This is a genomic window from Pseudomonas salicis (genome assembly GCF_057128705.1).
The window spans coordinates 705496-732436 of record NZ_JBSKHU010000004.1; the positions used below are offsets into that span (position 1 = coordinate 705496).

General features: G+C 60.4%; 17 protein-coding genes and 2 pseudogenes. 13 read left to right on the forward strand and 6 right to left on the reverse strand.

The window, feature by feature from the left end:
• Positions 1-349 precede the first annotated feature (349 nt).
• Positions 350-5206, forward strand: a complete 4857-nt coding sequence (locus tag ACWKWE_RS17870; RefSeq protein WP_483851256.1) for an NAD-glutamate dehydrogenase — start codon at positions 350-352, stop codon at positions 5204-5206.
• 190 nt (positions 5207-5396) lie between these two features.
• On the opposite strand, the gene acnB is transcribed toward ACWKWE_RS17870, so the two are convergent.
• The gene (gene acnB / locus ACWKWE_RS17875) at positions 5397-7997 is read right to left on the reverse strand and encodes a bifunctional aconitate hydratase 2/2-methylisocitrate dehydratase (protein WP_166593245.1); all 2601 of its coding nucleotides are present in this window, start codon (positions 7995-7997) and stop codon (positions 5397-5399) included.
• A gap of 438 nt (positions 7998-8435) precedes the next feature.
• Here acnB and ACWKWE_RS17880 point away from each other — a divergent pair, with 438 nt between their 5' ends.
• Positions 8436-8903 (forward strand): DUF1289 domain-containing protein, encoded by a 468-nt coding sequence (locus ACWKWE_RS17880; RefSeq protein ID WP_166593792.1) that lies wholly within the window; start codon positions 8436-8438, stop codon positions 8901-8903.
• Between the two features lie 149 nt (positions 8904-9052).
• On the opposite strand, the gene ACWKWE_RS17885 is transcribed toward ACWKWE_RS17880, so the two are convergent.
• The gene (locus tag ACWKWE_RS17885) at positions 9053-9928 is read right to left on the reverse strand and encodes a universal stress protein (RefSeq protein ID WP_483851257.1); all 876 of its coding nucleotides are present in this window, start codon (positions 9926-9928) and stop codon (positions 9053-9055) included.
• Between the two features lie 194 nt (positions 9929-10122).
• Between ACWKWE_RS17885 and ACWKWE_RS17890 the strand changes: the two genes are divergently transcribed.
• The 5 genes from ACWKWE_RS17890 (at position 10123) to ACWKWE_RS17910 (ending at position 15743) form a co-directional block, all read left to right on the forward strand.
• Positions 10123-10731, forward strand: a complete 609-nt coding sequence (locus ACWKWE_RS17890) for a MiaE family protein (protein WP_483851341.1) — start codon at positions 10123-10125, stop codon at positions 10729-10731.
• 149 nt (positions 10732-10880) lie between these two features.
• Complete coding sequence (locus tag ACWKWE_RS17895) at positions 10881-11354, forward strand: MarR family winged helix-turn-helix transcriptional regulator (RefSeq protein ID WP_166593242.1); 474 nt, start codon at positions 10881-10883, stop codon at positions 11352-11354.
• On the forward strand, positions 11351-12847 hold the full coding sequence (locus ACWKWE_RS17900) for an efflux transporter outer membrane subunit (protein ID WP_341959289.1): 1497 nt from the start codon (positions 11351-11353) through the stop codon (positions 12845-12847). Before ACWKWE_RS17895 ends, ACWKWE_RS17900 begins: the two co-directional genes overlap by 4 nt.
• Before the next feature lie 169 nt (positions 12848-13016).
• Entirely contained in the window at positions 13017-14147 is a 1131-nt protein-coding gene (locus ACWKWE_RS17905; RefSeq protein WP_483851342.1) for a TolC family protein, read from the forward strand.
• A 63-nt stretch (positions 14148-14210) separates the two neighbouring features.
• Positions 14211-15743 carry a DHA2 family efflux MFS transporter permease subunit gene (locus ACWKWE_RS17910; RefSeq protein ID WP_166593239.1) on the forward strand — a complete coding sequence of 511 codons (1533 nt, stop codon included), beginning with the start codon at positions 14211-14213 and terminating at the stop codon, positions 15741-15743.
• A gap of 227 nt (positions 15744-15970) precedes the next feature.
• Here the strand turns inward: ACWKWE_RS17910 and lpxH are convergent, their stop codons facing one another.
• The gene (gene lpxH / locus ACWKWE_RS17915) at positions 15971-16744 is read right to left on the reverse strand and encodes a UDP-2,3-diacylglucosamine diphosphatase (RefSeq protein WP_483851258.1); all 774 of its coding nucleotides are present in this window, start codon (positions 16742-16744) and stop codon (positions 15971-15973) included.
• Complete coding sequence (locus ACWKWE_RS17920; RefSeq protein WP_166593237.1) at positions 16741-17244, reverse strand: peptidylprolyl isomerase; 504 nt, start codon at positions 17242-17244, stop codon at positions 16741-16743. The genes lpxH and ACWKWE_RS17920 overlap by 4 nt, the downstream gene beginning before the upstream one ends.
• 280 nt (positions 17245-17524) lie before the next feature.
• Between ACWKWE_RS17920 and ACWKWE_RS17925 the strand changes: the two genes are divergently transcribed.
• A complete protein-coding gene (locus ACWKWE_RS17925; RefSeq protein ID WP_166593236.1) occupies positions 17525-19222 on the forward strand; it encodes a glutamine--tRNA ligase/YqeY domain fusion protein in 1698 nt (565 codons plus the stop codon).
• A gap of 24 nt (positions 19223-19246) precedes the next feature.
• Complete coding sequence (gene cysS / locus ACWKWE_RS17930; protein WP_166593235.1) at positions 19247-20629, forward strand: cysteine--tRNA ligase; 1383 nt, start codon at positions 19247-19249, stop codon at positions 20627-20629.
• 237 nt (positions 20630-20866) lie between these two features.
• On the opposite strand, the pseudogene ACWKWE_RS17935 reads toward cysS, so the two are convergent.
• Positions 20867-20992: pseudogene (locus tag ACWKWE_RS17935) on the reverse strand (helix-turn-helix domain-containing protein); the annotation flags it as partial.
• A gap of 81 nt (positions 20993-21073) precedes the next feature.
• A pseudogene (locus tag ACWKWE_RS17940) lies at positions 21074-22714 on the reverse strand (sigma-54-dependent Fis family transcriptional regulator); the annotation flags it as partial.
• A gap of 326 nt (positions 22715-23040) precedes the next feature.
• On the opposite strand from ACWKWE_RS17940, the gene ACWKWE_RS17945 reads away from it, so the two are divergent.
• The 4 genes from ACWKWE_RS17945 to ACWKWE_RS17960 are packed head-to-tail and all read left to right on the forward strand — an operon-like array spanning position 23041 to position 26935.
• Positions 23041-24135, forward strand: coding sequence for an ABC transporter ATP-binding protein (locus ACWKWE_RS17945; RefSeq protein ID WP_166593233.1), 1095 nt, complete (start codon positions 23041-23043; stop codon positions 24133-24135).
• On the forward strand, positions 24135-25265 hold the full coding sequence (locus ACWKWE_RS17950) for an ABC transporter ATP-binding protein (protein WP_483851259.1): 1131 nt from the start codon (positions 24135-24137) through the stop codon (positions 25263-25265). The genes ACWKWE_RS17945 and ACWKWE_RS17950 overlap by 1 nt, the downstream gene beginning before the upstream one ends.
• Positions 25258-26124, forward strand: coding sequence for a carbohydrate ABC transporter permease (locus ACWKWE_RS17955; RefSeq protein WP_166593231.1), 867 nt, complete (start codon positions 25258-25260; stop codon positions 26122-26124). The genes ACWKWE_RS17950 and ACWKWE_RS17955 overlap by 8 nt, the downstream gene beginning before the upstream one ends.
• 10 nt (positions 26125-26134) lie before the next feature.
• Positions 26135-26935 carry a carbohydrate ABC transporter permease gene (locus ACWKWE_RS17960; protein WP_296181211.1) on the forward strand — a complete coding sequence of 267 codons (801 nt, stop codon included), beginning with the start codon at positions 26135-26137 and terminating at the stop codon, positions 26933-26935.
• Positions 26936-26941 lie beyond the last annotated feature (6 nt).

Below are 26941 nucleotides of genomic sequence, written 5' to 3' on the forward strand. Positions count from 1 at the left end.
CAGAAGCACGCGCACCGAGCCTCATTCTGAAACATTCCCGTACAACCCGATGTCCGAATATGTCGCAGCGTCGCAAGCAGGGCGGGGCCCGCTCTCGTTAAGCTGCGCAGCAGATGAACGGACATGGGCCGAGCCTGCCTGGGCAGACGCCCATCGACCGTCATTCGGGTCAATTGAATGTGACGACGCACACACGACGAGCGTTACTACTAGGGCATGTGGTCGCGAACGGCGCCTTGTCACGATCTGCCGACTATCATCGAACAGGCGCAAACGTGGCACACATGCAGTACGACCCCGAAACACGCATCTCTCCTATATAAAAGCCAAGCCAAGCGGAGTACCACAGATGGCGTTCTTCACCGCAGCCAGCAAGTCCGACTTTCAGCATCAACTGCGAGCGGCACTGGCTCAGCACATCAGTGAACAGGCACTGCCACAAGTGGCGCTGTTCGCCGACCAGTTCTTCGGCATCATTTCCCTCGACGAGTTGACCCAACGCAGGCTGTCCGACCTTGCCGGCTGCACCCTGTCGGCATGGCGTCTGCTCGAACGTTTCGAACACAGCACCCCGCAAGTGCGCGTCTACAACCCTGATTACGAGCGTCATGGCTGGCAATCCACCCACACCGCCGTTGAAGTGTTGCACCACGACCTGCCGTTCCTGGTCGATTCTGTCCGCACCGAGCTGAACCGTCGCGGTTACAGCATCCACACGCTGCAAACCACCGTATTGAGCGTGCGCCGCGACGAGAAGGGCCAACTGGTCGAACTGCTGCCAAAAGGCACGACCGGTGACGACGTTCTGCAAGAATCGCTGATGTACCTGGAAATCGACCGTTGCGCCAACGCTGCCGAACTGGCGGTGCTGGCCCGCGAGCTGGAGCAGGTGCTGGGCGAAGTGCGGGTCGCGGTCGAAGACTTCGAACCGATGAAAGCCAAGCTGCACGAACTGCTGGCGGGCGTCGATGCCATCGAGTACAACGTCGATCCCGACGAGAAAGCCGAGGTCAAGGTTTTCCTCGAATGGCTGGTGAACAACCATTTCACTTTCTTGGGCTACGAAGAGTTCACGGTCGAGGGCGGCGCCGAAGGTGGCCAACTGACCTACGATCAGTCCTCCTTCCTCGGCCTGACCAAACTGTTGCGTGCGGGCCTGACCGCCGAAGAGCTGCACATTGAAGGCTACGCAGTGAATTACCTGCAAGAGCCGACCCTGCTGTCCTTCGCCAAGGCCGCCGCGCCGAGCCGCGTGCACCGTCCGGCGTACCCGGACTATGTATCGATCCGCCAGATCGACGCCAACGGCAAGGTCATCAAGGAATGCCGCTTCATGGGCCTCTACACCTCGTCGGTGTACGGCGAAAGCGTGCGCGCCATTCCGTACATCCGCCGCAAGGTGGCCGAAGTCGAGCGCCGTTCCGGTTTCGACGCCAAGGCCCACTTGGGCAAAGAGCTGACCCAAGTCGTCGAAGTGCTGCCCCGTGACGATCTGTTCCAGACCCCGGTGGACGAGCTGTTCACCACCGTCATGTCCATCGTGCAGATCCAGGAGCGCAACAAGATTCGCGTGTTCCTGCGCAAAGACCCGTACGGCCGCTTCTGCTACTGCCTGGCCTACGTGCCGCGCGACGTCTACTCCACCGAAGTGCGCCAGAAAATCCAGCAGGTGCTGATGGAGCGCCTGAAGGCCAGCGACTGCGAGTTCTGGACCTTCTTCTCCGAGTCCGTGCTGGCCCGTGTGCAGCTCATCCTGCGCGTGGACCCGAAAGTCACCCTCGACATCGACCCACAGCAGCTGGAAAACGAAGTCATCCAGGCGTGCCGTTCGTGGAAGGACGACTACGCCAGTCTGGTGGTCGAAAGCTTCGGCGAAGCCCAGGGCACCAACGTTCTGGCCGACTTCCCGAAAGGCTTCCCGGCCGGTTACCGCGAGCGGTTCGCTGCGCATTCGGCAGTCGTGGATATGCAGCACCTGCTGAACCTGTCCGACGCCAATCCACTGGTGATGAGCTTCTACCAGCCACTGTCGGGCGATAAAGCGCAGCTGCACTGCAAGCTGTACCACGCCGACACCCCGCTGGCGCTGTCCGACGTGCTGCCGATTCTGGAAAACCTTGGCCTGCGTGTGCTGGGTGAATTCCCGTATCGCCTGCGTCACACCAACGGCCGCGAATTCTGGATTCACGACTTTGCCTTCACTTACGGCGAAGGCCTGAACCTGGACCTGCAACAGCTCAACGACACGTTGCAGGACGCGTTCGTCCACATCGTCCGTGGCGAAGCGGAGAACGACGCGTTCAACCGTCTGGTGCTGACCGCCGGTTTGCCATGGCGCGACGTGGCGCTGCTGCGCGCTTACGCCCGTTACCTGAAACAGATCCGTCTGGGCTTCGACCTGGGCTACATCGCCAGCACCCTGAACAACCACGCCGACATCGCCCGCGAGCTGACGCGTCTGTTCAAGACCCGCTTCTACCTGGCGCGCAAGCTGTCCGGTGGCGATCTGGACGACATGCAACAGCGTCTGGAAACCGCGATCCTGTCGGCGCTGGACGATGTTCAGGTGCTCAACGAAGACCGCATCCTGCGTCGCTACCTTGACCTGATCAAGGCAACCATGCGCACCAACTTCTACCAGACCGACGCCAACGGCCAGAACAAGAGCTACTTCAGCTTCAAGTTCAACCCGCGCCTGATCCCCGAGCTGCCGAAGCCAGTGCCGAAGTTCGAAATCTTCGTCTACTCGCCACGCGTCGAGGGGGTTCACCTGCGCTTCGGCAACGTCGCCCGTGGCGGCCTGCGTTGGTCGGACCGTGAAGAAGACTTCCGCACCGAAGTGCTGGGCCTGGTCAAAGCCCAACAAGTGAAGAACTCGGTCATCGTGCCGGTGGGCGCGAAGGGTGGCTTCCTGCCCCGTCGTCTGCCGACCACCGGCACCCGCGACGAGATTCAGGCCGAAGCCATCGCCTGCTACCGGATCTTCATTTCCGGTCTGTTGGACATCACCGACAACCTGAAAGAAGGCGCACTCGTGCCGCCTGTCAACGTCGTGCGTCATGACGACGATGACCCGTACCTGGTGGTCGCGGCGGACAAGGGCACCGCAACCTTCTCCGACATCGCCAACGGCATCGCTATCGACTACGGCTTCTGGTTGGGCGACGCGTTCGCTTCCGGTGGTTCGGCCGGTTACGACCACAAGAAAATGGGCATCACCGCCAAGGGCGCGTGGGTCGGCGTGCAGCGTCACTTCCGCGAGCGCGGCATCAACGTCCAGCAAGACAGCGTCAGCGTGATCGGCGTCGGCGACATGGCCGGTGACGTGTTCGGCAACGGCCTGTTGATGTCCGACAAGCTGCAACTGGTGGCCGCGTTCAATCACCTGCACATCTTCATTGACCCGAATCCGGACCCGGCCACCAGCTTCGCCGAGCGTCAGCGTCTGTTCGACCTGCCGCGTTCAGCCTGGACCGACTACGACACCAGCATCATGTCCGAAGGCGGCGGTATCTTCCCTCGCAGCCTGAAGAGCATCACCATCACCCCGCAGATGAAAGCACGCTTCGACATCAGTGCCGACAAACTGACCCCGACCGAGCTGATGCACGCGCTGCTCAAGGCGCCGGTGGACCTGCTGTGGAACGGCGGCATCGGCACCTACGTCAAGGCCAGCTCCGAGAGCCACGCCGACGTGGGCGACAAGGCCAACGACGCGCTGCGCGTCAACGGCAACCAGCTGCGCTGCAAGGTGGTGGGCGAGGGCGGCAACCTCGGCATGACCCAACTGGGTCGCGTCGAATTCGGCCTGCTGGGCGGTGCGACCAACACCGACTTCATCGACAACGCCGGTGGTGTGGACTGCTCCGACCACGAAGTGAACATCAAGATCCTGCTCAACGAAGTGGTGCAGGCCGGTGACATGACCGAGAAGCAGCGCAACCTGCTGCTCGAAAGCATGACCGACGAAGTGGGCAATCTGGTGCTCGGCAACAACTACAAGCAGACGCAAGCCCTGTCCCTGGCGGCCCGTCGTGCTTACGAGCGCATTGCCGAATACAAGCGCCTGATGAGCGACCTGGAATCCCGTGGCAAGCTGGACCGCGCCATCGAGTTCCTGCCCGCCGAAGATCAGATCGCCGAGCGCGTGGCCGAGAAGCAAGGCCTGACCCGCGCCGAGCTGTCGGTGCTGATCTCCTACAGCAAGATCGACCTCAAGGAAGCGCTGCTGGAATCCCGCGTCCCGGACGACGATTACCTGGCCCGCGACATGGAAACCGCCTTCCCGCCGTCACTCGGTGCGAAGTTCTCGGACTCCATGCGTCACCACCGTCTGAAACGCGAAATCGTCAGCACCCAGATCGCCAACGACCTGGTCAACCACATGGGCATCACCTTCGTGCAGCGGCTCAAAGAGTCGACCGGCATGAGCGCGGCCAACGTGGCCGGTGCCTACGTGATCGTGCGTGACATCTTCCACCTCCCGCACTGGTTCCGTCAGATCGAGGCGCTGGACTACAAGGTTCCCGCTGAAATCCAACTGGCGCTGATGGACGAACTGATGCGCCTCGGCCGTCGCGCCACGCGCTGGTTCCTGCGCAGCCGTCGCAACGAACTTGACGCGGCACGTGACGTTGCGCACTTCGGGCCGCACTTGGCGGCGTTGGGCCTGAAACTGGATGAACTGCTGGAAGGCCCGCCCCGTGAAGTCTGGCAGGCGCGGTATCAGGAATACGTCGAAGCGGGCGTACCTGAGTTGCTGGCACGGATGGTGGCAGGCACTACGCACCTCTACACGCTGCTGCCAATCATCGAAGCCTCCGACGTCACCGGTCAGAACGCCGCCGATGTGGCCAAGGTGTACTTCGCCGTGGGCAGCTCGCTGGACGTGACCTGGTACTTGCAGCAGATCAGTGCATTGCCGGTGGAAAACAACTGGCAGGCCCTGGCCCGCGAAGCCTTCCGCGACGACATCGACTGGCAGCAACGGGCGATCACCGTCTCCGTCCTGCAAATGGCCAACGGCCCTGCAGACGTGGAAGAGCGCCTGAACCTGTGGCTGGAGCAACGCCTGCCAATGGTCGAGCGCTGGCGCGCCATGCTGGTCGAACTGCGTGCAGCGAGTGGCAACGACTACGCGATGTACGCGGTCGCCAACCGCGAGCTGCTGGACTTGGCCATGAGTGGGCAGACGGCTGTGGTTTGAGGCGCTAGCTTCAAGTTGTAAGCGTCAAGCTGCAAGAAAAAGCCCTGCGTCGCGAGATGTGGGGTTTTTTTTTGCTTCACGCGGAGCGTCCGTGAGGCATTCCCACGCGGAGCGTGGGAACGATCAACAAAACCAATCCCCATAAAAAAACCCCACCGAAGTGGGGTTCTTTCAACGCTCTGTTTCGTTCTTACGCTTGAACAACCGGGATGTTGGCGTTCGCAGCGGATTCACGGAACTCGGCGATCTGGTCGAAGCTCAGGTAGCGGTAGACATCGGCAGACATGCTGTCGATCTTGCCCGCGTACACCATGTACTCCTCGACGGTCGGCAGGCGACCCAGGATCGATGCAACGGACGCCAACTCGGCCGAAGCCAGGTAGACGTTCGCGCCGTCGCCCAGACGGTTCGGGAAGTTACGGGTCGAGGTCGAAACCACGGTGGCGTTCGGGTTCACACGTGCCTGGTTGCCCATGCACAGCGAGCAGCCCGGCATTTCCATGCGTGCGCCAGCCTTGCCGTAGATGCCGTAGTAGCCTTCTTCGGTCAGTTGGTGAGCGTCCATTTTGGTCGGTGGCGACAGCCACAGACGGGTTGGCAGCTGACCTTTGACCTGGTCCAGCAACTTACCGGCAGCGCGGAAGTGACCGATGTTGGTCATGCACGAACCGATGAACACTTCGTCGATCTTCTCGCCAGCAACGCTGGACAGCAGACGGGCGTCGTCCGGGTCGTTCGGCGCGCAGAGCACAGGCTCTTTGACGTCGGCCAGGTCGATCTCGATGATTTCAGCGTATTCCGCGTCGGCATCGGCTTCCAGCAGTTCAGGGTTGGCAATCCAGGCTTCCATCGCCTGAGCACGACGCTCCAGCGTACGTGGATCACCGTAGCCTTCCGCGATCATCCAGCGCAGCAGGGTGATGTTGGAGCTGAGGTATTCGATGATCGGCTCTTTGGAGAGCTTGATGGTGCAACCGGCAGCCGAACGTTCGGCCGAGGCGTCGGACAGCTCGAAAGCCTGTTCGATGCTCAGGTTGTCCAGACCTTCAATTTCCAGGATGCGACCCGAGAAGGCGTTTTTCTTGCCTTTCTTCTCGACGGTCAGCAGGCCTTTCTGAATCGCGTAGTAAGGAATCGCGTGAACCAGGTCACGCAGGGTGACGCCCGGTTGCAGCTTGCCTTTGAAACGGACCAGGATCGATTCCGGCATGTCCAGCGGCATGACGCCGGTGGCAGCGGCGAACGCGACCAGACCGGAACCGGCCGGGAACGAGATACCGATCGGGAAACGGGTGTGCGAGTCACCACCGGTGCCGACGGTATCCGGCAGCAGCATGCGGTTCAGCCAGCTGTGGATGATGCCGTCGCCCGGACGCAGCGAAACGCCGCCACGGGTCATGATGAAGTCAGGCAGGGTGTGGTGGGTCTTGACGTCGATCGGCTTTGGATAGGCCGCGGTGTGGCAGAAGGACTGCATCACCAGGTCGGTCGAGAAGCCCAGGCATGCCAGGTCTTTCAGCTCGTCACGGGTCATTGGACCGGTGGTGTCCTGGGAACCGACGGTGGTCATCTTCGGCTCGCAGTAAGTACCTGGACGGATGCCGTCGGTGCCGCAGGCCTTGCCGACCATTTTCTGCGCCAGGGTGAAACCCTTGGTGCTGGCCGCTGGAACGTCAGGCAGCTTGAACAGGGTCGACGGTGGCAGACCCAGCTCGGTGCGTGCCTTGCCGGTCAGACCACGACCGATGATCAACGGAATACGGCCACCGGCGCGGACTTCGTCCAGCAGCACAGGGGTTTTCAGTTCGAACGTGGTGATCACTTCGTCGCTGTCGTGCTTGGTGACCTTGCCTTCGTACGGGTAAACGTCGATCACGTCGCCCATGTTGATGTTGGTCACATCGAATTCGATTGGCAGTGCGCCGGCATCTTCCATGGTGTTGTAGAAGATTGGAGCGATCTTGCTGCCAAAGCAGAAGCCGCCAGCGCGCTTGTTCGGCACGTAAGGAACGTCGTCACCGAAGAACCACAGCACCGAGTTGGTGGCGGATTTACGCGAAGAACCGGTACCGACCACGTCACCGACGTAGGCGATAGGGAAGCCTTGACCGCGCATTTCTTCGATCTGCTTCATCGGGCCGATGGCGCCTTGCACATCAGGCACGATGCCGTCGCGTGCCATTTTCAGCATGGCCAGGGCGTGCAGCGGGATGTCAGGACGGGACCAGGCATCCGGTGCAGGCGACAGGTCGTCGGTGTTGGTTTCGCCGGTGACCTTGAAGACGCGCAGGCTGATCTTTTCAGCCAGGGTCGGACGCTTCTGGAACCACTCGCCGTCAGCCCAGGACTGCAGCACGCCTTGAGCGTGTGCGTTGCCGTTCTTGGCTTTTTCAGCGACGTCGTGGAAGGCGTCGAACATCAGCAGGGTGTGCTTCAGTTGCTCGGCTGCGACAGGTGCCAGATCGGCATCGTCCAGCAGGTCAACCATGGTCACGATGTTGTAGCCGCCCTGCATGGTGCCGAGCAGTTCTACAGCGCGCTTCTTGTCCAGCAGAGGGGAAGAGACTTCGCCCTTGGCCAGAGCGGAGAGGAAACCGGCTTTGACGTAGGCAGCTTCGTCAACGCCTGGTGGAACGCGGTTGGTGATCAGATCAAGGAGGACAGCTTCTTCGCCAGCCGGTGGGTTCTTCAGCAGCTCGACCAGGCCTGCGGTTTGTTCGGCGTTAAGCGGCTGGGGCACAATACCCTGGGCGGCACGCTCTTCGATGTGTTTACGGTAGGCTTCAAGCACAGTATTACCCTCATCAGTGGTCCCAAATGGGTGTCCGGGACGCTCATCCGGAAAAAGTCCGCGACCGTGCATGTCAAAACTTTTTGAGTTTTCAGGCAGGAAGCTGACGATCTCCAACAGAAGCTGTTTTCAAAGTTTTACGCCTGCATGAACGGCTCTGGGAGGGAGGGGACGCAGGATTACGCCTGCGTCGAACCGTACTGCGGGGTAAGGCTCCATAGGGAAAGTGGGGCTTGCCGACTTTCCGTACAGATCCTGGACTGTGCTCGTGACGCTTTGAAAACAGCTTCCAACGGACATTGGCGCCTTAAAAGGCCCGGTGATTCTACGGCAAAAAAAAGGGAAAGGTAAGTTAGCCCCTACATCTTCGGGGGTGTACCGATTTAGACAAAGGGCTAACATGCGGGCTTGTTTCGTCCGCTGCCGTGTTTTTCCGCCATGCCCAACCACATCATCAAAACGCCCTGTGTCGGCCTGTGTTCCACCGTTTACGGGGACCTCGTGTGCCGGGGATGCAAGCGTTTTCACCACGAAGTCATTCACTGGAATGGCTACAACGAGGAAGAAAAGCGCGCGGTGTGGCTGCGGCTCGAACAATTGCTGGTGCAGGTAATGGCCGCGAAAGTCGAAGTGTTCGACCCCGGTTTGCTCCGTCAGCAGCTCGAACAGCGCAAAATCCGCTTCGTGCCGCAGCAGTCGGAGTATTGCTGGGCATACCAATTGATCGCGCGCGGGGCGAGGGTGATCAACAACGTGGAAGCGTACGGCATGGTGCTGATGCCCGAATTTCGCGACTGGCCGCTGCCGGAACTGCGCGATGCCATTGATCGGGAATTCTTCCTGCTGTCCGAAGCGCACTACGAACGTTACATCGCGCCGGGTTTCTTGAAGGATGCGATGGGGTAAGCGCCTCGGATCGTCTGTGGGAGCGAATTCATTCGCAAAAATATTTACAGACGACATGATGTGCTGAATGTACTGGCCTTTCGCGAATGAATTCGCTCCCACAAGGTACGTGCTTATCGCTAAGTCGTCGTTTCAGAAGAGAAGCCTTTTCAAGCCTGCGCCAGATGCTTCTTCAACTGCGCCACGATCTCCTCGCTTTTCAGCACCAGCACATCACTTTCCAGCGAGTCCAGCACCACTTCGGCCGTGTTCCCGATCAGCGCGCCCGAAAATCCCGTCCGCGCCACGGTTCCAATGACGGTGACCGCCGCCTGTAAATGATGTGCTGTGAACGGGATCAGCACATCCGCCGGTCCCTCGGCAATGTGCAGGTGAGTATCGTCGATGCCGAACTCGGTCTGAAACGCCTTGCACTGTTCGCGATATTCTCCTTCAACGTGGGTCGGCAGTTGATACACCGGCTCTGCCGCCGACAGCGTGGGGGAGGGGTGCGCCGCGATCACGTGGAGTTCACCGCCCGCCATCTCTGCCAGGCTAAAACCGTGCTGGACGATGCTGTAGTGCAAGGCCGTGTGCTCGCCGTCCGGATTGCCGACATCGACGGCCGCCAGAATCGCCCCGCCTTTCCACGGCCTGTCGGACTTCACCATCAGCACCGGGCACGGGCAGTGGCGCAGCAATTTCCAGTCCGCCGGGGTGAGCAGGGCTCTTCTCAGTATGCTGTCCGGAAAGTGCTGTTTGATGACCAGGTCCGCGCCCTGCGCCTGTTGTACCTTGACGATGGTCTGGTGCGTGCTTTCGTGCCAGTCCTGCTGGGTGGTGACCTCGATCCCCTTGGCTTCCAGCACATGGCGAAGGTCCGACAGCAGTTCGCCGTGATCCGCACTTTTGTCGCACACCAACAGATGCAGGCTGGCCTCGGTGGTGCGGGCGATCAGGCAAGCGCGGGGCATGGCGAGGTTGGCGACCTGATCGGTGTCAGCGTTGGGTTCAATGACCACCAGAATCCTGCGAATCGCGTGCATGAGCGGATCTCCTATGAAGACGTCATGAAACCTTCGACCCTGCTTGAGCTGTCGGGGTTCGCCCGTTGACTATAGCTGGCCCAGACGAGGCGACGCGTTGATCGGCGTCATCGGATTTCCGGCCCAAGAGGCTGGTTCTGCGCGTCGAGGCCCGTATAATGCTGCGCCTTTCCCACTCTGCCAGTCGTGAACTCATGCCGCTTTATCCAGACATCGATGCCTTCCTGCTTTGCCCGACCCCGGACGCCTGGGTTCAGGCCGCCTTGCAGAACCTGGATATCCTGCTGATCGACCACGCCAACAATGAAAAGAAAGCCGCCGGTGCGGCGTTCCAGTTCATGTTCCAGTACAACGACAAATTCGACCTCCTGGCGAAAATGTCGCGTCTGGCCCGGGAAGAGTTGCGTCACTTCGAGCAAGTGATCGGCATCATCAAGAAGCGCGGCATCCCCATGGCCAACATCAGCTCGGCGCGTTATGCCGGGTCATTGCGCAAGCTCGTTCGCACCCACAACCCCTACCGATTGACCGACGCGCTGATCGTCGGCGCCATTGTCGAAGCGCGCTCCTGCGAACGTTTCGCCGCACTGGTCCCGCATCTGGATGCCGACCTGTCGAAGTTCTACGCCAGCTTGCTCAAGTCCGAGGCCCGGCATTTTCAGGATTACCTGAAGCTGGCGTACACCTATGGGGACGAGGCGGACGTTAACGCCAAAATCGAAGAGATTCGCCTGGCCGAGCGCGACCTGATCGAAAGCCCGGATGAAGATTTCCGGTTTCACAGCGGCGTGCCTGCGCTGTAATTCTCAACCGCCCCAGCACACTTCCTCTCATCCGACGAGCACATTCGTCTGGAACTCTGCATCCTGAAAATTGTTTCATTGTGTGTTTACTGCTTAGGCAGTAATATCAGCCCAAAATCACTGCCTAGGCAGATAATGGGTGGCTATCAATGGCACATTTCACTCCCGAGAGTTTTCAATGCAGCCTGCTGGGCATGCTGATCGGCCGAGCCGAGCAACTGAAAAACCGTATCCTCGACAAGCTGCTTGAACCCTACGAGCTGACGGCTCAGCAATTCAAAGTGCTGATCATCGTCGCGTTGTATGGCGCCGAAACACCGGCTGATCTCTGCCGTTCGCTGTGCCTGGACAGCGGTTCCATGACGCGCATGCTCGACCGTCTGGAGCAGAAAGACCTGCTGGCCCGTACCCGCTCCGAATCGGATCGGCGTCAGGTGCGCCTCGTGTTGACCGACGCCGGCAAAACGCTGTCGGACCTGTTGCCGCAGATCGGCGCAGAGGCCCTGAACGAAATGGTCGGGGTGTTGGACAAGGACGAACTGGCCATGCTGGAAAAATTGCTCACCAAGGTGCTGGTCGCGGCGGCGGACCCGATCACACTCGCCCGGATTGCAGCCAAATGAACATTCGATCCCCGCAGGGCTCGGCCTTGCGCACCTCTCTCAGTCTTGTGTTCGCTGCACTGGTCATGGCCGGTTGCGCGAACTCCAAAGGCTTGCACACCGAGGCCGTCGGCATCGACGCCAACAGCTTGCAGGCCGGAAACAGCCTCAATGGCATCAACCTGTCGCCAGCCGCCTGGCCGAAGCGCGACTGGTGGACCAGCCTGGGCGACCCTCAACTCAACGGCCTGATCACGGAAGCCCTGCGCGACAGCCCTGACATGCAGATTGCCGCCGCACGGACTCACCAGGCCAGTGCTGCCGCCTATGCCGCCGACGCCGAGCGCATGCCGACCGTCGATGCCAACGCCAGCGTCAGCCGTTCTCGTCTGGCCAAGGATCAGGACCCGACTGGCACGGGCGACCGTTACAGCACGCTGCGCAGCCTGGGTGCCAGCTTCAATTACAACTTCGACCTGTGGGGCGGGCAGCGTGCTGCCTGGGAAGCGGCGTTGGGCCAGGCCCGCGCGTCTGAAATCGACCAGCGCGCCGCGCAGTTGACCCTTGCGGCCGACGTCGCCCGCGCCTACAGCGATCTGGGTCAGGCCTACATCGTTCGCGATCTGGCGGCCGACGACCTGAAACGCACGCGGCAATTGCTGGAGCTGGGCGCCCGTCGCTTCAAGTCCGGCATCGACAGCGAGTACCAATACCAGCAGACCGAAAGCCTGGAAGCCAGCTCTCGCGAGGCCTTGGTCGACGCCGACAAACGCCTGCGCACCGCCAAGATCACCCTGGCCGTGTTGATGGGCAAAGGCCCGGATCGCGGCGAAGAGCTGGCGCGTCCGACCGTGCTGAAGCCTGCGGTCGTCGCTCTGCCGTCGGTGGTGCCGGCTGAATTGCTCGGCCGTCGCCCTGATCTGGTGGCTGCCCGCTGGCGGGTCGAAGCCGCGAACAAGGACATCGCGGTCAGCAAGACCAACTTCTACCCGAACCTGAACCTCAGTGCGTCGGCGGGGGTGGAGTCGCTGCTGGGTGACGCGATGTTCGGTTCGGCGAGCCGCTTCTTTAACGTCGCGCCGACCGTTTCGTTGCCGATCTTCGATGGCGGTCGCCGTCGCGCCGATCTCGACGCCCGGGACGCCGACTACGACCTGGCCGTCGCGCAGTACAACAAAAGCCTGGTGCGTGCGTTGGGCGACGTCAGCGACAACATCGGCCAACTGCGTTCGATCAGCGGGCAGATCGACGCTCGTCAGCAGGCCACCGATGTCATTCAAAAGTCCTACAACACCGTCGTTCAGCGTTACTCCTCGGGGATCGGCAACTACCTCGATGTACTGAGCGTCGAGCAGCAACTGCTGCAATCGCAACGCCAACTGGCTGATCTCAACGCGGAACGAATCGATCTTTCGATCCAGTTGATGCAGGCCCTGGGGGGAGGCTTCGAAGAGAGCAAGCCCGGCGAAAACGCCGCCCCGGCCGTCCCGTCAACTGCATCGCTGACCCATTAAGGTAATCGTCATGGCCAACGCCGATAGCGAAAACAACCCAGCAAACGAACAAAAGAACGACGCCCAGAAGCCGGGCGAACAGCAGAACCAGAATGGTCAGAAGGATCAGAAAGACCAGAAGGCCGCGCCGGGTCAGCCGCAGAAAAACCCGCGCAAGCGCAAACTGCTGATGTTTGGCCTGTTGATCATCGTGATCCTCGCCGGTATCGGCGTCTGGGCCTGGTATGAGATTTACGGCCAGTGGTACGAAAGTACCGACGACGCCTACGTCAACGGCAACGTGGTGGAGATCACTCCGCAAACCACGGGCACGGTGGTCAGTATCGGTGCCGACGATGGCGATCTGGTGCGCGAAGGGCAGGTGCTGGTGCAGTTCGACCCGAACGACGCCGAAGTCGCGCTGCAAAGCGCCGAAGCGAATCTGGGCAAGGTCGTGCGTCAGGTGCGCGGTCTCTACAGCAACGTCGACGGCATCAAGGCGCAATTGGCCGCCCAGCGTGCCGAGGTCAAACGGGCTCAGGACAACTACAACCGTCGTCGCAACCTGGCAGCGGGCGGGGCGATTTCCCAGGAAGAGCTGTCCCACGCGCAGGATGACCTGACCAGTGCGCAAAACGCCCTGAACAACATCCAGCAGCAACTGGTGACCAGCACCGCGCTGGTGGACGACACCAACGTGGCGTCGCATCCGGACGTGAAAGCGGCCGCGTCGCAGTTCCGTCAGGCTTACCTGAACAGCGCCCGCAGCACGCTGATCGCGCCGGTCACGGGCTATGTCGCCAAGCGTACGGTGCAGCTGGGTCAGCGCGTTCAGCCGGGCACGGCGCTGATGGCGGTGATCCCGCTGGATCAGGTGTGGATCGATGCGAACTTCAAGGAAACCCAGCTGGGCAAGATGCGCATCGGCCAGCCGGTGGACATCGAAGCCGACCTGTACGGCAGCGACGTGAAATACAGCGGCACCGTGGACAGCGTCGGCGCCGGGACCGGCAGCGCGTTTGCCCTGCTGCCCGCGCAGAACGCCACGGGTAACTGGATCAAGATCGTGCAACGGGTGCCGGTGCGGATTCACATCAACCCTGACGAACTGAAGCAAAACCCGCTGCGTATCGGCCTGTCCACCGTCGTTGACGTGAACCTGCACGACCAGAATGGCCCGGTGCTGGCGCAACAGCCGCCGAAGCAGGCGTCGTTCACCACGGACGTGTACGTCAAGCAACTGGCCGAAGCCGACACCCTGATCGGGCGCCTGATTCACGAGAACAGCGCCTCCGGCCCGGACAAGGCTGCCCAGCGCTGACCCGCCAATCCCTTGGTTCCGACTCTCCTGTCGGGACCATCTGCAAGAGTCAAAGGATTCGCGATGAGTAACAACGCTCCCGCTTCTTTCACGCCGCCCAGTCTGGTCTTAAGCACCATCGGCCTGTCGCTGGCGACGTTCATGCAGGTGCTGGACACCACCATTGCCAACGTCGCGCTGCCGACGATTTCCGGCAACCTGGGGGTGAGTTCGGACCAGGGCACTTGGGTGATCACCTCGTTTGCGGTCAGTAACGCCATCGCGCTGCCGTTGACGGGCTGGCTGAGCCGTCGTTTTGGCGAGGTGAAGCTCTTTATATGGGCGACGCTGCTGTTCGTGATCGCCTCGTTCCTGTGTGGCATTTCGACGTCCATGCCTGAACTCGTGGGCTTCCGCGTGGTGCAAGGCTTGGTCGCAGGCCCGCTGTACCCGATGGCGCAGACGCTCCTGATTGCCGTCTACCCCCCGGCGAAACGGGGGATGGCGCTGGCACTGCTGGCGATGGTCACGGTGGCGGCGCCGATTGCCGGGCCGATTCTTGGGGGCTGGATCACCGACAGTTATGCCTGGCCCTGGATCTTCTTCATCAACGTGCCGATTGGCCTGTTTGCCGCTGCCGTGGTGCGAACGCAACTGGCGGCGCGTCCGGTGAACATCGTCCGCCAACCCATGGACTACATTGGGCTGATCACCCTGATCATCGGCGTAGGCGCCTTGCAGGTGGTGCTCGACAAGGGCAATGACCTGGACTGGTTTTCGTCGAACTTCATCATCATCGGTTCGGTGATTTCGGCCATCGGCATAGCCGCCTTCATCATCTGGGAATTGACCGATGAGCACCCGGTGGTGAATTTGCGGCTGTTTTCGTTCCGCAACTTCAGGGTCGGGACCATTTGTCTGGTGCTGGGGTATGCGGGCTTTTTCGGGATCAACTTGATTTTGCCGCAGTGGCTGCAAACGCAGATGGGCTACACGCCAACGTATGCGGGGCTGGCCGTGGCGCCGTTGGGGATTCTGCCAGTGCTGCTGTCGCCGTTCGTGGGCAAGTACGCCCCGAAGTTCGACCTGCGGCTATTGGCAGGCCTGGCGTTTCTGGTCATCGGCATGAGCTGTTTCATGCGCTCGAATTTCACCAGTCAGGTGGATTTCTACCACATCGCGATGGTGCAGCTGTTCATGGGGGCGGGGATCGCGGTGTTCTTCATGCCGACCTTGAGCATCCTGCTGTCGGACCTGCCGCCGTCGCAGATTGCCGACGGTTCGGGGCTGGCGACGTTTTTGCGTAACCTCGGCGGCAGCTTCGCGGCTTCGTTGACGACCTGGATCTGGATTCGCCGGGCGAACATGCACCACGCGTACCTCAGCGAAAACGTGAACACCTACGAACCGACCACGCGACACGCGCTGGACATGCTGGGCGGCCCGAGCAATCAGGCCTACGCGCAGCTCGACAGCATGGTCACCAGCCAGGCGTACATGATGTCCACGGTGGATTATTTCTACATGATGGGCTGGGGATTCATGGCGCTGATCTTCATCATCTGGATGGCCAAACCGCCGTTCGCCGCCAAGGCCGGGCCGGGGGCAGGGCATTGAGGCGCCAGCCATTGTAGGAGTGAGCTTGCTCGCGATGGCGGTGTGTCAGACACATCTTTGTCGCAGGTCTGACGGCATCGCGGGTATGCGCGCTCCTACAAGGTTTGCATACACCGCTGAGGATTCGTCTGGCACCCATCTTCTGTAGGAGCGCGCTTGCCCGCGATGGCGTGGAATCAGTCAACGAAGAGGCGAGTGAGATGACGCTATCGCGAGCAAGCGAAGGCCTACAGGGTGTGTGGTGTCTGCAAGTCCTGTGGCAACCCCAACGGCTGCTCCTGCACAAACCCGAACGAGGTCAGTTGAAAGCCCTGTTCATCGACCTGCAACGCCCATCCTTCCCGATCCCAATCCCCCAGCACGATCCGTTGCGCGGTGTCGTTGCCGATCTGCAATTTGTGGATGGCGGGGCGGTGGGTGTGGCCGTGGATCAGGGTTTTTACCCCATATTCGGACATGATCCGCGGGACTTCTTCCGGGGTCACGTCAACGATGTCATTGGCTTTCATGCGGATCTGCGCGCGGCTTTCACTGCGCAACTTGCGCGCGAGTTTATGCCGGGTGCTCAAGGGCAGATGGCGCAGGACCCATAAAGTCAGTGGATTGCGCAGGTAGCGGCGCAAACGCATATAGGCTTCGTCGCGGGTGCACAGGCTGTCGCCGTGCATCAACAACACCGGCTCACCGTTGAATGGCACGACACTCGGGTCTTTCAACAGGGTGACGCCTGCAGCTTTGCAAAAAGCCTTGCCGATCAGAAAATCGCGATTGCCGTGCATCAGGAACACCTGCGTGCCGCTGTCGCTCAAGGCGCGCAGGGCTTCGCAGATCGAGCGCTGGAAAGGCGACATCGCGTCATCGCCAATCCAGACCTCGAAAAAATCCCCGAGGATATACAGCGACTCGGCCCCACGGGCGCGGTCGCTGAGCAGATCCAGAAACGCCCGGGTAATGTCCGGGCGTCCTTCTTCCAGATGCAGATCGGAGATCAGCAATATCACTCAACGATCTCGGCTTTCTCGATGATCACGTCGTCAGCCGGTACGTCCTGGTGGCCTGCTTTGGAAGTGGTGGCGACGCCTTTGATCTTGTCGACCACGTCCGAACCTTCCACCACCTCGCCGAACACCGCGTAGCCCCAGCCTTGAACGGTCTTGGCGCTGTGGTTCAGGAAGCTGTTGTCAGCAACGTTGATGAAGAACTGAGCCGAGGCCGAATGCGGCTCCATGGTACGGGCCATGGCCACGCTGTACTTCTTGTTCGGCAGGCCGTTGTCGGCTTCGTTCTGGATGCTTGGGCGCTTGTCTTTCTTTTCTTTCATGCCTGGCTCGAAACCGCCGCCCTGGACCATGAAGTTGCCGATGACGCGGTGGAACACGGTGTTGCTGTAGTGGCCAGCGTTGACGTATTCGATGAAGTTGGCAACGGTGATCGGCGCTTTCTCAGCGTTCAGTTGCAGGACGATGTCACCGTGGTTGGTGGTCAGTTTTACTTTGGACATGTTCGAATCGCTCTTTTGGAATTCGTGGTTGGACGTGTCGATCGCGGTTTACAGCATAGAAGCTGGCTGCAAGGGCCGCTGATTCACCCTGGCGCGCAGTTTACAGAGGCAGGTTGCCCTACGGGTAGTTGCAATTAAACCCGCGGCCTGAAATCACCTGCCAGGTATCTCGGCAGTTTTGTCACTGCGCGCTGTCAGGGGCTTGACAGGTTCGGCTATGATAGGCGCTTTGATTTATTCGGCCTACCCTGGCCAAGACTGTCAGGTTTTCAAGGATCCTATGAGCAAGCCCACTCAAGACGCTGCTGCCAACACCAAGGCAGGCCCTGCAATTCCAACCAACTTCCTGCGCCCCATCGTGCAGGCAGACCTGGATTCGGGTAAGCACACCCAGATCGTGACCCGTTTCCCGCCGGAGCCCAACGGCTACCTGCACATCGGTCATGCCAAGTCGATCTGCGTCAACTTCGGTCTGGCTCAGGAATTCGGTGGCGTTACGCACCTGCGTTTCGACGACACCAACCCGGCCAAGGAAGACCAGGAATACATCGACGCCATTGAAAACGACGTCAAATGGCTGGGCTTTCAGTGGTCCGGTGAAGTGCGCTACGCCTCGCAGTATTTCGATCAACTGCACGACTGGGCCGTCGAGCTGATCAAGGCGGGCAAAGCCTATGTTGACGACCTGACCCCTGAACAAGCGCGCGAATACCGCGGCACCCTGACAGAACCGGGCAAGAACAGCCCGTTCCGTGAGCGCGGCGTCGAGGAAAACCTGGACCTGTTCGCCCGCATGAAGGCTGGTGAGTTCGAAGACGGCGCCCGTGTGCTGCGCGCCAAGATCGACATGGCCTCGCCGAACATGAACCTGCGCGACCCGATCCTGTACCGCATTCGCCACGCCCATCACCACCAGACCGGCGATAAGTGGTGCATCTACCCGATCTACGACTTCACCCACGGTCAGTCGGACGCCATCGAAGGCATCACTCACTCGATCTGCACCCTGGAATTCGAAAGCCACCGTCCGCTGTACGACTGGTTCCTCGACAATCTGCCGGTGCCGTGCAAGCCGCGCCAGTACGAGTTCTCGCGCCTGAACCTGAACTACACCATCACCAGCAAGCGCAAGCTCAAGCAACTGGTCGATGAAAAGCACGTCAACGGTTGGGACGACCCGCGCATGTCGACCCTGTCGGGCTTCCGCCGTCGCGGTTACACCCCGGCATCGATCCGCAATTTCTGCGAAATGATCGGCACCAACCGTTCCGACGGCGTGGTCGATTTCGGCATGCTCGAATTCAGCATCCGTCAGGACCTGGACCACAACGCCCCGCGTGCGATGTGCGTGCTGCGTCCATTGAAGGTCGTGATCACTAACTATCCGGAAGACAAGGTCGATCACCTCGAACTGCCGCGTCATCCACAGAAAGAAGAACTGGGCGTGCGCAAGCTGCCGTTCTCCCGCGAGATCTACATCGACCGCGACGACTACATGGAAGAGCCGCCGAAGGGCTACAAACGCCTGGAGCCGAACGGCGAAGTGCGCCTGCGTGGCAGCTACGTGATCCGCGCCGATGAAGCTATCAAGGACGCCGACGGCAATATCGTCGAGCTGCGTTGCTCGTACGACCCGGACACCCTGGGCAAGAACCCGGAAGGCCGCAAGGTCAAGGGCGTGATCCACTGGGTCCCGGCCGCTGAAAGCATTGAATGTGAAGTGCGTCTGTACGACCGTCTGTTCCTCTCCGCGAACCCGGAGAAGGCCGAGGAGGGCAAGACCTTCCTGGACAACATCAACCCGGGCTCCTTGCAGGTCCTGACCGGTTGTCGGGCTGAACCCTCGTTGGGTGAAGCTCAGCCGGAAGACCGTTTCCAGTTTGAACGCGAAGGCTATTTCTGCGCGGACATCAAAGACTCGAAACCTGGTCAGCCGGTATTCAACCGGACCGTCACGCTGCGTGACGCGTGGACTTGATGCAGTACAGATAAGAGGCAGAACGTGCTTTCCATTTACAACACGCTCACCAAGAGCAAAGAAGTCTTCAAGCCGCTGGATGGCAACAAGGTGCGCATGTACGTCTGCGGGATGACCGTGTACGACTACTGCCACTTGGGCCACGGCCGCAGCATGGTCGCGTTCGACCTCGTCACTCGCTGGCTGCGTTTCAGCGGCTACGACCTGACCTACGTGCGCAACATCACCGACATCGACGACAAGATCATCAACCGCGCCCGTGAAAACGGCGAAGCGTTCGATGCCCTGACCGCGCGCATGATCGACGCGATGCACGAGGACGAAGCGCGCCTGAACATCCTCAAACCGGACATGGAGCCGCGCGCCACCGACTACATCGGCGGCATGCACGACATGATCCAGAGCCTGATCGACAAGGGCTACGCCTACGCGCCGGGCAATGGCGACGTGTACTACCGCGTCGGCAAGTTCCTGGGCTACGGCAAGCTGTCGCGCAAGAAGATCGAAGACCTGCGCATCGGTGCGCGGATCGAAGTCGACGAAGCGAAGGACGACCCGCTGGACTTCGTGCTGTGGAAAGGCGTCAAGCCGGGCGAGCCGAGCTGGGAGTCGCCGTGGGGCGCGGGCCGTCCGGGCTGGCACATCGAATGCTCGGTGATGTCCACCTGCTGCCTGGGCGAGACCTTCGACATTCATGGCGGCGGCTCCGACCTGGAATTCCCGCACCACGAAAACGAAATTGCCCAGAGCGAAGCGGCCACTGGCAAGACCTACGCCAACGCCTGGATGCATTGCGGCATGATCCGCATCAATGGCGAGAAGATGTCCAAGTCCTTGAACAACTTCTTCACCATCCGCGACGTGCTGGATAAATATCACCCGGAAGTGGTGCGTTACCTGCTGGTGTCGAGCCACTACCGCAGCGCGATCAACTATTCCGAAGACAGCCTGAAAGAGTCGAAGGGCGCGCTGGAGCGTTTCTATCACGCGCTCAAAGGCCTGCCGGTCGCCGAGCCTGCCGGTGGTGAGGCGTTCGTCGAGCGTTTCTCGGCGGCAATGAACGACGACTTCGGCACGCCGGAAGCCTGTGCGGTGCTGTTCGAGATGGTCCGTGAGATCAACCGCCTGCGCGACAGCGATGTCACGGCTGCGGCCGGTCTGGCGGCGCGCCTGAAACAGCTGGCCAGCGTGCTCGGCGTGTTGCAGCTTGAAGCCGACGACTTCCTGCGCGCAGGGGCTGAAGGGCGGGTCGATGCGGCCGAAGTGGAAGCGCTGATTGCAGCACGCCTGCAAGCTCGCGTTGACAAGAACTGGGCCGAATCCGACCGCATCCGCGACCAGCTCACCGCCATGGGCGTGGTGCTGGAAGACGGCAAAGGCGCAACGACCTGGCGCTTGGCGGATTGATCGCTAGCGCCTGATCTATCGCTATCGCGAGCAAGCTCACTCCTACAGGTTCAATGCGATCCCCTGTAGGAGTGAGCTTGCTCGCGATGACGGTACATCAGATGCACCTTTATCGCAGGTCTGACGCCATCGCGGGCAAGCGCGCTCCTACAAGTGATCGCGTTCCAACTGTAGGAGCTCGCTTGCTCTGGGCCGCAGTCGGACGACAGCGTCAGCTCCGGCAACACAAATCCACAATCAGAAACCCTGTTCGCGCAGCCGTTTGTACAAGGTATTCCGACTCACCCCCAGCCGCTTGGCCAGCTGCGAAATATTCCCCCCGGCCGCCTGCAACAGCTCGTTTAACTCCTCCGGCGTATCCAGCGCGGCCTTACGATTGAACGCCGTCACCCGCTCGCTGTTCTCGCTCTCCATCTCCAGATCGGCAAGCTCCAGATCAGCAAAGAAATCCTCCGGCAGATGCTCGGCAGAAATCGGCTCGTCATCCGCCAGCGCCAACGCCACCTGAATCACATTGCTCAACTGACGCAAATTCCCCGGCCACGGATGCCGCTCGAACAACGCCAACACCGACGACTCGAAGCCCGCCGTCTGCTGGGGTTCGCGATGCTGCTCCCAGATCATCTGCACCAGTTCCGCCTTGTCGGTACGGTCGCGCAGGGGCGGCAATTCAAGGTTCAAGCCGCTGATGCGGTAGTACAAATCCTGCCGGAAACGCCCGCTCTGCACCTGTTCGCGCAACGAACAGTGGGTGGCGGAAATCACCCGAATGTCCACCGGAAACAACTCGCTGCTGCCCAGCGGCTGCACGCAACGCTCCTGCAGCACCCGCAGCAAACGGGCCTGGACGGGCAGGGGCATGTCGCCGATTTCATCGAGAAACAGCGTGCCCTTGTCCGCCTTGCGAATCAGGCCGACGCTGCCTTTATGGTGAGCGCCCGTGAACGCGCCTTTTTCGTAACCGAACAGCTCGGCCTCCACCAGCTCCGAGGGAATGGCGGCGCAGTTCACCGCAATGAACGGCTGATCAGCCCGGGAGCTGCCTTGATGCAGGTGTTTGACGAACACCTCTTTGCCCGCGCCAGTCTCGCCGAGAATCAACAGCGGCACGTTTTTCTCTAACAAACGCTGCGCTTGCCGCGTGGCTTTCGCCACTTTTTCATCGCCAAAGCCCGGCGGGGCGGTGTCGGGTTTCTTCAGCTCAGTCGCGGCCCTGAATTTCAGCACCGGGGCCTTGGGCCGTTTGATCACCCCATGAAACCGGTTATGCCCCGAGGCTTGCAGCGCGAAGGGCTGGCCTTCCTGCTGATCGAGCAAATGCGCAATCGGGGCCTTGAACAGCTGTTCGATGTTGGCCTGCAACAGACGCACACCCAAGAGGTTGTCGGCCCGGCGATTGGCGCACACGATTCGGCCGCTTTCATCGAATACCAGCAAACCGGCCCATTGGCTGTCCAGGTTGTTCAGCCCGGTGTTGAACGTCATCTGAAAATAGCCGTGCTGGAACTGGTCCAGGATCAGCCGGTTCTCAATGGTCTGGCTCATCATCTTCACCATCCCCAGCGTGTGGGAGGGTGGCAGGAAGCTGTCGCTGGACACATCGAGCACCGCGACCATACGCCGCGAGGCATCGAAAATCGGCGCCGCAGAGCCCGTCATGAAACGGTTGGCCTTCAAAAAGTGTTCATCGTGTTCAATGTGAACAGCCTGTTCACAGGCCAGCGCCGTGCCGATGGCGTTGGTGCCGACCCCACGTTCTAGCCAACTGGCGCCGGCGATGAAACCCCGCTGCTGATCTGGTTCGACGAAGCGCTTGGTGCCCCACGAATTGAGCACCTGGCCTTGTTGGTCAGCCAGCAGGATCAGGCAGTTGGAGTTGCTGAGAATGTTCTCGTAGAAGGGCAGCACCTGTTGATGGGTGGTCTGCACCAGCGACTGATGGCGTTCCAACAGTTGCGAAACCTGTTGTTCAGGCAGCCGATCGAACGCGGGACGGGACTGATGGTCCAGGCCGAATTCGCGGCAGCGGGCCCATGAGTCCCGAATGATGGTGTCGTGAGCGGTGGATGCGCCTGTAGCGGCCATGGTCTGGCTCCGTCCGGTAGCTTTTATTGTTTTTGGGGTACGGCGTGGGCCAAGCATCCGTGCTCGAAACGTTCACCCATTGTTGTTCAGGATTGTTCAAAGTCAATGTTCATTTTGTTCAGGTGTTCAGCCTTTTCTGTTCACTTATGTTCACCAACGAATATCGACAGAACGCTCGATTTGCCTCCGGCGCTCTAGATCGCGGGTTTTGGCGCAGTGTTCGTTAGCGAAGGTCGATTGGCACGATTGTCGCTATCCAACACGTGGTCGTTAAAAAAACAGACCAACAGCTTCACCCCGAACAAGACAAATAAAAAGGGCACGCCATGTCTCTCACGCTTGAGCACGTCAGCCGAGCCGTCGACGGTCAAATCTGGATCGACGATGCGTCGCTGAGCTTCGAACCCGGCTCATTCAACGTATTGCTGGGGCGCACCTTATCAGGCAAAACCAGCCTGATGCGCTTGATGGCCGGTCTGGACAAGCCAGACAGCGGCCGCGTACTGATGAATGGCAAAGATGTCACCCAAGTGGCCGTGCGTCATCGCAATGTGTCGATGGTTTATCAGCAATTCATCAACTACCCGAGCATGACCGTTTACGACAACATTGCCTCGCCGCTGCGCCAGGCAAAAATGTCGAAAGACGAAATCGACAGCCGCGTGCGGGAAACCGCCAAAATGCTGCGAATCGAGAAGTTCCTCAGTCGCTATCCCCTCGAACTCTCCGGCGGCCAGCAGCAGCGTACGGCCATGGCGCGGGCGCTGGTGAAAGACGCCGAGCTGATTCTGTTCGACGAGCCGCTGGTCAACCTCGACTACAAATTGCGCGAAGAGCTGCGTCAGGAAATGCGCCAGCTGTTCGAGACCCGCAACACCATCGCGGTCTACGCGACCACCGAGCCCAACGAAGCGCTGGCGCTGGGCGGCACCACGACAATCCTGCACGAAGGTCGGCTGATCCAGAGCGGCAAGACCCCTGAGGTCTACCACCAGCCGAAAACCGTGCTGGCCGCCGAGCTGTTCTCCGAGCCGCCGATTAACCTGATGCCGGGCCGTATCGATGGCAACGAAGTGAGCTTCGCCAACTTCGTGCATTTCCCGCTCAACGTTGACCTGCGCAAGATCGGCGATGGCGAATACGGTTTTGGTGTGCGCCCTAGCCACCTGAGTCTCGTACCGTCCAACGACGACGATCTGGAACTGGCGGTCACCGTGGAACTGGCAGAAATCAGCGGCTCGGAGACCTTCCTTCACGTGCGCAACGAGCATTTCTCGTTGGTCCTGCACCTGCCGGGCGTGCACGAGTACGACGTCGATACGCCGATTCGCGTGTACATCCCGACTCACAAATTATTCGTGTTCGATCAGCAGGGCGGGCTTATCCAAGCGCCCGGTTTGCGCATGGCGAGGGTTGCCTGATGGCCGAGATCCGCTTGCAACAACTCGCGCACAGCTACAGCGCAAACCCCACTGGCCCTGAAGATTACGCGATCCGCGAGATGACTCACATCTGGGAGCAGGGCGGGGCGTATGCCTTGCTCGGCCCGTCTGGCTGTGGCAAATCGACCTTGCTCAACATCATTTCCGGCCTGCTCAGCCCGTCGGAAGGCAAGGTGATGTTCGACACTACCGTGGTCAACGACATGTCGCCGGAGCAGCGCAACATCGCTCAGGTTTTCCAGTTTCCGGTGGTCTACGACACCATGACGGTGTACGACAACCTCGCCTTCCCTCTGCGCAATCAGGGCATGGCCGAGGCGAAAATTCAGATCAAGGTGCAGGAAATCGCCGACGTCCTGGACCTGCAACCGCTGCTGAAAAAGAAAGCCAAGGGCCTCACGGCTGACGAAAAGCAGAAAGTCTCCATGGGCCGCGGTCTGGTGCGCGACGACGTGTCGGCGATCCTGTTCGACGAACCGCTGACCGTGATCGACCCTCACCTGAAGTGGAAACTGCGGCGCAAGCTCAAGCAGATCCACGAGCAGTTCAACATCACCATGGTCTACGTCACCCACGATCAGCTGGAAGCTTCGACTTTCGCCGACAAGATCGCGGTCATGTACGGCGGCCAGATCGTGCAGTTCGGCACCCCGCGTGAGCTGTTCGAAAAACCCCATCACACCTTTGTCGGTTACTTCATCGGCAGCCCCGGCATGAACCTCATTGAGGTCAGGCCCGAGGCAGGCGGCGTGGGCTTCGGCGGCATTCATCTGCCTTTGCCGGAAGCCCTGCAACAGCGGCTGGCCGCAACGAAGTGGAGCAGCCTCAAGGTCGGCATCCGACCCGAGTTCGTCCATGTTTGGGATGGACCGTTCGACGACGCCATGTGCGCCGACGTGACCTATGTCGAGGACTTGGGGACCTACAAAATCCTCACCCTGAACCTGGCCGGGCAATCGCTGAAGGTCCGCCTGCAGGAAGACAAGCCGGTGCCGCAAGGCCAGGCCTGGATCAGTTTTCCGGCCCAGTGGTTGATGCTCTACGCCGATGAATTTCTGCTGGAAGCCGACGCCAGTGCAGCGTCGGCCAGCGAGGTGCCCCATGAGTAAGGTGCAGAACAACAAGGCCTGGTGGCTGGTGCTGCCGGTGTTCCTGCTGGTGGCGTTCAGCGCCATCATCCCGATGATGACCGTGGTCAACTATTCGGTGCAGGACATCTTCGACCAGTCCAGCCGCTATTTCGTCGGTACCGACTGGTTCAGGCAGGTGCTGCAGGACCCGCGTCTGCACGACTCGTTGCTGCGCCAGTTCATCTATTCGGCCTGCGTGTTGCTGATCGAAATCCCGCTGGGCATCGCCATTGCGCTGACCATGCCGACCAAGGGTCGCTGGTCTTCGGTGTGCCTGATCGTGATGACGATTCCGCTGCTGATCCCCTTCAACGTGGTTGGCACCATCTGGCAGATTTTCGGCCGTGGCGACATCGGCCTGCTGGGCTGGTTTCTCAACAACGTGCTGCACGTCAGCTACAACTACGCGGCCAATGCCTCGGATGCCTGGGTAACGGTACTGATCATTGACGTCTGGCACTGGACCTCGCTGGTAGCGCTGCTGTGCTACTCGGGTTTGCGGGCGATTCCGGACGTGTACTACCAGGCTGCGCGGATTGATCGGGCATCGAACTGGGCGGTTTTCCGACACATCCAGTTGCCGAAGATGAAGAGCGTGCTGCTGATCGCGGTGATGCTGCGCTTCATGGACAGCTTCATGATCTACACCGAGCCGTTCGTGCTCACTGGGGGCGGACCGGGTAACTCGACGACTTTCCTCAGCCAGACCCTGACCACCATGGCGCTCGGCCAGTTCGACCTTGGCCCGGCGGCGGCGTTCTCGCTGGTGTATTTCCTGATCATCCTGCTGGTGTCGTGGGTGTTCTACACCGCCATGACCCACGGCGAAAAGAACTGAGGAGCGGCCCATGAATCTTCGTAAAGTCGTGCCGCTGTGGATCTACCTGCTGTTTCTGCTGGTCCCGATCTACTGGCTGGTGAACATGTCCTTCAAGACCAACACCGAAATCCTCGGCGGTCTGACGCTGTTTCCCCAGGATTTCACCCTGGCGAACTACAAGGTGATCTTCACCGACGAGAGCTGGTACAGCGGCTATATCAACTCGCTGTACTACGTTTGCCTGAATACCGTGATATCGCTGAGCGTGGCATTGCCTGCTGCTTACGCGTTTTCCCGCTATCGTTTCCTCGGCGACAAGCACTTGTTCTTCTGGCTGCTGACCAACCGCATGGCGCCACCGGCGGTGTTCCTGTTGCCCTTTTTCCAGCTGTATTCGTCGATTGGTCTGTTCGACACCCACATCGCCGTCGCGTTGGCGCACTGCCTGTTCAACGTGCCTTTGGCGGTATGGATTCTCGAAGGCTTCATGTCTGGCGTGCCGAAGGAGATCGACGAAACGGCCTACATCGACGGGTACAGCTTCCCCAAATTCTTCGGGAAAATTTTCATCCCGTTGATTGGTTCGGGGATCGGTGTCACGGCGTTTTTCTGCTTCATGTTCTCGTGGGTCGAGCTGCTGCTGGCGCGGACACTGACATCGGTCAACGCCAAGCCGATCGCGGCGGTGATGACCCGCACGGTGTCGGCATCGGGGATCGACTGGGGCGTGTTGGCGGCAGCGGGAGTGTTGACCATCCTGCCGGGCATGCTGGTGATCTGGTTCGTTCGCAATCACGTGGTCAAGGGTTTTGCCCTTGGTCGTGTCTGAGGAGTC